The 6,899-nt window shown below is 71.8% G+C and carries 5 protein-coding genes and 1 pseudogene; 4 read left to right on the plus strand and 2 right to left on the minus strand.

The annotated features are described in order from the left end of the window. Window positions 1-309: 309 nt before the first annotated feature. Window positions 310-1,491 carry an ADP-forming succinate--CoA ligase subunit beta gene (gene sucC / locus ACZ7IB_RS07545; protein WP_266358625.1) on the plus strand — a complete coding sequence of 394 codons (1,182 nt, stop codon included), beginning with the start codon at window positions 310-312 and terminating at the stop codon, window positions 1,489-1,491. A gap of 21 nt (window positions 1,492-1,512) precedes the next feature. Continuing rightward, the gene (sucD, locus tag ACZ7IB_RS07550; RefSeq protein WP_266358624.1) at window positions 1,513-2,397 is read left to right on the plus strand and encodes a succinate--CoA ligase subunit alpha; all 885 of its coding nucleotides are present in this window, start codon (window positions 1,513-1,515) and stop codon (window positions 2,395-2,397) included. A 147-nt stretch (window positions 2,398-2,544) separates the two neighbouring features. Here sucD and ACZ7IB_RS07555 read toward each other — a convergent pair whose 3' ends face one another. Beyond that, a complete protein-coding gene (locus ACZ7IB_RS07555; RefSeq protein ID WP_470909986.1) occupies window positions 2,545-3,483 on the minus strand; it encodes an RNA polymerase sigma factor in 939 nt (312 codons plus the stop codon). Between the two features lie 284 nt (window positions 3,484-3,767). Here ACZ7IB_RS07555 and ACZ7IB_RS07560 point away from each other — a divergent pair, with 284 nt between their 5' ends. Next, entirely contained in the window at window positions 3,768-5,408 is a 1,641-nt protein-coding gene (locus ACZ7IB_RS07560; protein ID WP_470910444.1) for a cell division protein PerM, read from the plus strand. A 12-nt stretch (window positions 5,409-5,420) separates the two neighbouring features. Here ACZ7IB_RS07560 and ACZ7IB_RS07565 read toward each other — a convergent pair whose 3' ends face one another. Then, entirely contained in the window at window positions 5,421-6,332 is a 912-nt protein-coding gene (locus ACZ7IB_RS07565; protein ID WP_470909988.1) for a hypothetical protein, read from the minus strand. A 330-nt stretch (window positions 6,333-6,662) separates the two neighbouring features. Between ACZ7IB_RS07565 and ACZ7IB_RS07570 the strand changes: the two are divergent. After that, window positions 6,663-6,899: pseudogene (locus tag ACZ7IB_RS07570) on the plus strand (hypothetical protein); the annotation flags it as partial.

The following is a 6,899-nucleotide window of genomic DNA, read 5'->3' on the forward strand; positions in this document are numbered from 1 at the left end:
GACCGGCGGCCCCGGACCGCCCGGACCAACAGCATCCGCCCGGTCCGGGGCCCGTCCCCGCCGCATCGCACGAGTGCCCTTCTGTCCACTGAGACCCGGGCACCGGCGGGATCTGTGACCGTAATCACCGCTCAGGTGCGATCTGCGATTTAGGGTCCTGCGGAGCGCGGGGATAACCTGCGAGATGGACATGCCGCGTACCCCGGGTCACCGTGTGCGCCTTCCTAGTGACAGAGCAGTCACGTTGCCCCTCGCGGCACGCCCACGCTGAAAACGAACCGCGAGACCACTGAAAAGGGACGGACGCGCGTGGACCTGTTCGAGTACCAGGCGAGGGACCTCTTCGCCAAGCACGGTGTACCGGTGCTGGCCGGTGAAGTCATTGACACGCCTGAGGCAGCCCGCGAGGCGACCGAGCGGCTGGGCGGCAAGTCTGTCGTCAAGGCGCAGGTGAAGGTCGGCGGCCGCGGCAAGGCCGGCGGCGTCAAGCTGGCCGCCACCCCCGACGAGGCGGTCGCCCGCGCGACCGACATCCTCGGCATGGACATCAAGGGCCACACGGTCCACAAGGTGATGATCGCCGAGACCGCGCCGGAGATTCTTGAGGAGTACTACGTCTCGTACCTCCTCGACCGCACCAACCGCACCTTCCTGGCCATGGCCTCGGTGCAGGGCGGCATGGACATCGAGGAGGTCGCGGAGAAGACCCCCGAGGCCCTCGCGAAGGTCCCGGTCGACTCCAACACCGGTGTCACGATCGAGAAGGCCCGCGAGATCGTCGCCCAGGCGAAGTTCCCGGCCGAGGTGGCCGAGAAGGTCGCCGAGGTCATGGTGACGCTGTGGGACACCTTCGTCGCCGAGGACGCGCTCCTCGTCGAGGTCAACCCGCTCGCCAAGGTCGCCTCCGGCGACGTCCTCGCGCTGGACGGCAAGGTGTCTCTCGACGAGAACGCCGATTTCCGTCAGCCCGAGCACGAGGCGCTCGAGGACAAGGCCGCAGCCAACCCGCTCGAGGCTGCCGCCAAGGCCAAGAACCTCAACTACGTCAAGCTCGACGGCGAGGTCGGCATCATCGGTAACGGTGCCGGTCTGGTCATGTCGACCCTGGACGTCGTCGCGTACGCCGGTGAGAACCACGGCAACGTGAAGCCCGCCAACTTCCTCGACATCGGTGGCGGCGCCTCCGCCGAGGTCATGGCGAACGGCCTGGAGATCATCCTCGGCGACCCGGACGTCAAGTCCGTCTTCGTCAACGTCTTCGGTGGCATCACCGCGTGCGACGAGGTCGCCAACGGCATCGTCCAGGCTCTTGCGCTGCTCAAGAGCAAGGGCGAAGAGGTCACCAAGCCGCTGGTCGTGCGCCTCGACGGCAACAACGCGGAGCTGGGTCGCAAGATCCTTTCCGACGCCAACCACCCGCTCGTTCAGCGCGTGGACACCATGGACGGCGCGGCCGACAAGGCCGCCGAGCTCGCCGCGGCTGCGAAGTAAGGGACGAGGGACTCCAACACCATGGCTATCTTCCTCACCAAGGACAGCAAGGTCATCGTCCAGGGGATGACCGGTGCCACCGGCATGAAGCACACCAAGCTCATGCTCGCCGACGGCACCAACATCGTCGGCGGCGTGAACCCGCGCAAGGCCGGCACGTCCGTCGACTTCGACGGCAACGAGGTACCCGTGTTCGGGACCGTCGCCGAGGCGATGGAGAAGACCGGCGCGAACGTGTCGGTTCTCTTCGTGCCGCCGGCCTTCGCCAAGGCCGCCGTCGTCGAGGCGATCGACGCCGAGATCCCGCTCGCCGTCGTGATCACCGAGGGCATCGCCGTCCACGACTCCGCCGCCTTCTGGGCGTACGCGGGCTCGAAGGGCAACAAGACCCGGATCATCGGCCCGAACTGCCCCGGCCTGATCACCCCCGGTCAGTCCAACGCCGGCATCATCCCGGGCGACATCACCAAGCCCGGCCGCATCGGTCTCGTGTCCAAGTCCGGCACGCTGACCTACCAGATGATGTACGAGCTCCGTGACATCGGCTTCTCGTCCGCCGTCGGCATCGGTGGCGACCCGGTCATCGGCACGACGCACATCGACGCCCTCGCGGCGTTCGAGGCCGACCCCGAGACCGACCTGATCGTGATGATCGGTGAGATCGGCGGCGACGCCGAGGAGCGTGCGGCCGACTTCATCGCGAAGAACGTCACCAAGCCGGTCGTCGGTTACGTCGCGGGCTTCACCGCCCCCGAGGGCAAGACCATGGGCCACGCCGGCGCCATCGTCTCCGGCTCGTCCGGCACCGCGCAGGCGAAGAAGGAGGCCCTTGAGGCCGCCGGCGTCAAGGTCGGCAAGACGCCGACCGAGACCGCCAAGCTGGCACGCGAGATCCTCGGCGCCTGATCGCTTCACCGCGACGGAGCAGCACCGCAGTGTCGCGTCACCGCACAGACGGCGCGGGCCCGTACCCCGGTCAGGGGTACGGGCCCGCGCCGTATCTGTTTCTCGGTCTGTTTCTCGGTCCGGCTGCCCGTCTGCCGGTCCTCCCGGTCAGCCGGCGTCGGGGACCAGCCGGGCCGGACCCTGTACGAGCTCGCCCTGAAGCTTCTTCTGCAGATTCAGGTCCTGCGGCGTCAGCTTCTGCGGGCCGCCTCGTGGCGGCACCCCGCCGACCTGCTGAGCGGGCGACTCCGGGGTTTCGTACCGGGCCGGAGCCGTCGCCAGGGTGAACAGCGTCAGACCGATGAGCAGCACCGTGAAGGAGATGGCCGCTCTGGTCCACACCTGGGCCTTGCGCTCGCTGTCCGTACGGATCGCGTCGGGCGAGGGGAGCGAGGCGGGGGGCTGGGCCCGGGCGAGTGCGCCGAGCTGCCGATGCAGGAGCGCCGACTGCTCGGTGGGGGACGACGGCTCCGTCAGCTCGGGCAGCCGCTCGGCGACCGCGGCACGTGCGTTCATCAGCCTGCTCGCGGTCGCCGGGGTGCTGGCCTCCGTCTCCGCCGCGGTCTCCGGAAGATCCAGGCCGACACCGTCGTAGAGCAGCAGGGTGCGGCGGTACGACGGCGGCAGGTCGAGCAGCGCGCCGAGCAGTGCGCGCGCACCGGGTTCGGCGGGCGGCGGGTCGAGGGGGCGGTGCGTGCGGCGCAGCCGGTGCCAGGGCGACATCGCGTACTCGTACGCGGCGGCCCGCACCCAGCCCGCCGGATCACGGTCCACCGCGACCTCCGGCCAGTGTTCCCAGGCCCGCGCGAAGGCCCGCGCGACGGCCTCCTGGGCGAGGTTCCGGCGCCCGGTCAGCAGAAACGTCTGGTGGAAAAGGGCGGCGGCGCAGCTCTTGTACAAGGCATCGAATGCCTCGGCCGGTGCTTCAGACGCTTCAGGTGTTTCAGGCGCGGCACGGGTGGCGGATGGGCTGCCTGTGACAGATGTGCCGGATGCGCCGTACTTGTCCGGCAGTTCGGGGGTGGTGCCCGGCTCGGTCGGGGCCATGGCGGTGCTCCCAGTGGCTTCGACGGGGGTCGGCGGTCGGGACAGCGGACGGGACGGCGGCTGTTTCGTGGCGGTCACCGGCTCGGACAGCCTCGCGACCGCCGCCGGTGTCGCCGGGCGGGTCGCCCGTTCGGCGCATCGGACGAGCTCTCTGTCATGAAAGACCCCCCGCGGGCCCCGCAATGGGCGAAAAAGTACATAAACGTATATTGGTCGACACGGCGGTCGTTCGCCTGTTACACGGAATAAGCGCGTGTCGTTGGGAGCATTGCCGTGTGACCCAAGTGACCGAACGCAGCCCGTCGTTGTCGGCAGAGCAGGGCCGGTCCGCCGTTCTGGCCTTCGCCTTCCTGCGTGGGGCGCTTGCGGCCGGGCTGGGGCTGGGCACACTCACCGTGCTCGTCATGGGGCTGTGGATCAGCTCCCCGGCTCCCGACAACGGCCCCGGCGGGGCCCTCCACGTGGCGGCCGGGCTCTGGCTGCTCGCCCACGGTGCCGAGCTGATCAGGACAGACACGCTCGGCGGAGCCCCCGCCCCGGTCGGCCTCGTCCCGCTGCTGCTCGCCGTGATGCCGGTGTGGCTGGCGCACCGTGCGGCCCGGGACGCCCTGGAGTCCGTCGAGGGGCGCCCGGCGCCCTCGGCAGCGGGTGCGTTCGCCATGGTCAGCGGCGGATATCTGCTGGTCGGAGTCGCTGTCGCGTTCTATGTGCGGGGTGGTTCGCTGTCCGTGTACGCGCCGTCGTTGATCTTCCCTTCGGCCGTTGTGGTGATGGGCGCGGCGGCTGCCGGGGTCTGGACGGCAGCGGGGCGCCCGATCGCGCCGCCGTCCTGGGCGCCGGCGCGCCTGCACGAGAAGCCGGCGCGTACCCGGTTCAGGGAGCACGCGGAGACGGTGTGCCGGTCGGCCGCGGCCGGGGTGGCGGTGCTGCTCGGTGGCGGGGCGCTGCTCGTCGCGGTGGCGCTGGTGTGGCATGCACAGGCGGCTCAGCAGTCGTTCGTCCAGCTCTCGGGCGACTGGTCGGGCCGGGTCCCGGTACTGCTGCTCGCGCTGGTGCTGGTGCCGAACGCGGCGGTGTGGGGTGCCGCGTACGGACTCGGTCCGGGCTTTGCGCTCGGTACGGCGTCCGCGGTCACCCCGCTCGCCTTCTCGGGGCGCCCGGCGCTGCCCGTTTTCCCGTTGCTCGCCGCGGTGCCGGCCCAGGGTCCGGGGACGGTCCCGAACTGGGCGGCCGGGGCGGTGCCGGTCGTGGCCGGGGTGACGGTCGCATGGTTCACGGTACGGCGGGCCGCGCCCGCCCACGCGGGGCGGGAGGAGGCGTGGAGCCTGTGGGAGACCGCGCTGACGGCCGGCCTGGGAGCGGTGGGGTGCGGGGTCGGCACGGCGGCGCTGGCCGCGGCCGCGGGGGGACCGCTCGGCACCGGGGCGCTGGCGGAGTTCGGCCCGGTGTGGTGGCTGACGGGTGCGGCGGCCCTGGCGTGGACGGCGCTGCTCGGCGTCCCCGTGGCGCTGCTGCTCCGGGCCTGGCGGCTGTGGGGCGGCGACGGGGGATCGCGGGTGCGTCGAGCAGCGGAGGAGACGGCAGCGGCGGAGTGCGCGCCCGCAGCTCAGGCGCCTGCGAGGGGCCCCGGGCAGGTGTCTCGGGAGCCGGGTGGCGGCGGCCGGCGGTGGTGGAAGCGGTCGGGGCGCCGGGATGAGGGCGAGGTGGCCGAGCCGGCGCCCGGACCGGGAGCCGTTCGTGTGCCCGTCCGCGCTTTTGGGGGCGTACCCGCTGCGGCGGCTGCCCGCGCAACCGGCGGCGCTGCGCCGGCGTCCGCGGCGGACGGGAGGAGTGGCGACTTTGAGCCGTACGACTTCCTGCCGACCGACCCCTGGCACGAACGGACGGCCCTGCCGGGTGAGGCTGGGCCGTCCGTGGATCCGTAAATCCGTGAAGTGTCAGTTCTTGACGCCGAAGAAGGGTTCCAGCGGCTTCGGCAGCAGATCGTTGCAGGCCAGCTGGCCGGACTTGGTCAAGGCGTCGTTCACACAGGTGTAGTAGTCGCGGTAGGCGAGCTGCACCGTGAACGTCGTCGCGACGATCGAGAGCGCGAGCAGCGCCGTCACCAGGCCGCTGACCGCAGCCGTGGTCTGCTGCTTCCCGTAGCCAGGAGCGGCGGGGGCGCCGGGCGCGGACGCCGGAACACGCCCGGAACCGGAACCCTGGAGGGGGCCGGCGGCCGGCGTACCGGACGCCGCGGCCGGCCCGGGTGCTCCGGCGGCGCCCGGCGCGGACGCGCCACTCGGCTTCGCGCGGAGCGAGCTGATCGACCAGTACACGGCGAGTGCGCCGAGCAGCAGGGCGATCTCCGGGAAGTCGAAGAGTGCGAAGAAGAAGGCCCACATGCCGCAGAGCAGCGCGTAGCGTGCGCGGCGCTGGGCGGGGTCGGTCGGATCCCAGCGCAGTCTGCCGGGGCTGCCCCCGGAGCCGCCCTGGCCGTTCGGCCCGCCCTGGCCCCCGGGGCGGCCGCCGAAGCCGCCGCTCTGGCGACCGGGCTGTTGGCTGCTCCACTGGCTGCCCCAGACCGGCCGGTCGTCGGAGGAGCCGCCCTCGGGCGACCCGTCGTCGTTGCCCCGGCCGCCGTTCCCCTGGTTGTTCCCGTTGCCGTTTCCGGCGTTCGAAGGGTGGCGGGGCTGCCAGGGCCGGTCGGGCCGGCCCTCGGGCGGTGCGGCGAACGGGTTGTCGCCCACGGGACCGGAAGAACCGGAAGGGGAGGGAGAGTCCGTGGAGGACTGGCGCTCCCGCAGCATCAGTGGGGTCCGCTCGGGCAGCGGGTGGCGGAAGGCGGTGCGGCGGCGTCGGTCCGGCATATGGTGAACGTCTTCCCCATCTCGTCATTTCCGCCCTGCGGACGGTTCCCTGTCCCCTGACGCTACCTCCCGGCCAGGAGGGGCCGAAAGCTGGGAGCACGGCGCAGGTGGCCGATACCCGTCACCCGGACCCATTTGTGCTTCGCCGCGGCCGCCGCGCAGTCGGCCTGCGGCCTCTCACCCCCGTCCCGTGGGGGTCCCCCGAGGTGCCGGTATCGTTGCTGACGGTCGGCTCGTTCGTAGAGTTCCCCGTATCGAGGGGCTCGATTCTTTCGTACGACCATACAAATCAGCGCTGCTCTGCTTCACCACGCGAGAAAGGGCCCAGCCGTGGCCTCCCCGCCCCCCTCCGCCGCACCGGCCCGTCTGGTCGTGCTGGTCTCCGGCTCCGGTACGAACCTCCAAGCCCTGCTCGACGCCATCGGCGACGACCCCGAGGGCTTCGGCGCACAGGTTGTCGGGGGGGGGGGGGGGGGGGGGGGGGGGGGGGGGGGGGGGGGGGAGGGGGGGGGGGGGGCGAGGGGCGCCGGTGCGGGGGGCAAGGGACATAGCCGAGCGGGGACGAGC

It is taken from the genome of Streptomyces sp. NPDC037301 (assembly GCF_055602785.1).